The organism is Curvibacter sp. GW821-FHT01G03, assembly GCF_059422285.1.
Window position 1 is genome coordinate 1 of the sequence record NZ_JBWKWP010000055.1, and the last position, 932, is coordinate 932.

The 932-nt window shown below is 59.1% G+C and carries 1 protein-coding gene; it reads left to right on the plus strand.

Annotated elements, in window-relative coordinates; genetic code table 11:
- Positions 1-932: elongation factor Tu (gene tuf, locus AC07VS_RS28780; RefSeq protein WP_494752689.1), on the plus strand; the 932-nt coding region annotated here is incomplete at both ends.

Sequence of the window (932 nt, forward strand, 5' to 3'; positions counted from 1 at the left end):
GCAGCGCCCGAAGAAAAGGCCCGCGGCATTACCATCAACACCGCCCACGTTGAATACGAAACCGCCAACCGCCACTACGCTCACGTGGACTGCCCTGGCCACGCTGACTATGTGAAGAACATGATCACTGGCGCTGCTCAGATGGACGGCGCTATTTTGGTGTGCTCGGCCGCTGACGGCCCGATGCCCCAAACCCGTGAACACATCCTGCTGTCCCGCCAGGTGGGCGTTCCTTACATCATCGTCTTCCTGAACAAGGCTGACCTGGTGGACGACGCTGAACTGCTGGAACTGGTGGAAATGGAAGTGCGCGAGCTGCTTTCCAAGTACGAATTCCCTGGCGACGACACCCCGATCATCAAGGGTTCGGCACGTCTGGCGCTGGATGGCGACAAGGGCGAGTTGGGCGAGCAAGCCATCATGAAGCTGGCTGAAGCTCTGGACACCTACATCCCCACGCCTGAGCGCGCTGTGGACGGTGCCTTCCTGATGCCTGTGGAAGACGTGTTCTCGATCTCGGGTCGTGGCACTGTGGTGACCGGTCGTGTGGAACGCGGCATCATCAAGGTCGGCGAAGAAATCGAAATCGTGGGTATCAAGCCCACCGTCAAGACCACCTGCACTGGCGTGGAAATGTTCCGCAAGCTGCTGGATCAAGGTCAGGCTGGTGACAACGTCGGCATCTTGCTGCGTGGTACCAAACGTGAAGACGTCGAGCGCGGCCAAGTGCTGTGCAAGCCGGGCAGCGTCAAGCCGCACACCCACTTCACCGCAGAAATCTACGTTCTGTCGAAGGATGAAGGCGGCCGTCACACTCCGTTCTTCAACAACTACCGTCCTCAGTTCTACTTCCGCACGACCGACGTGACGGGTGCCATCGAACTGCCGAAGGACAAGGAAATGGTCATGCCTGGCGACAACGTGTCGATCAC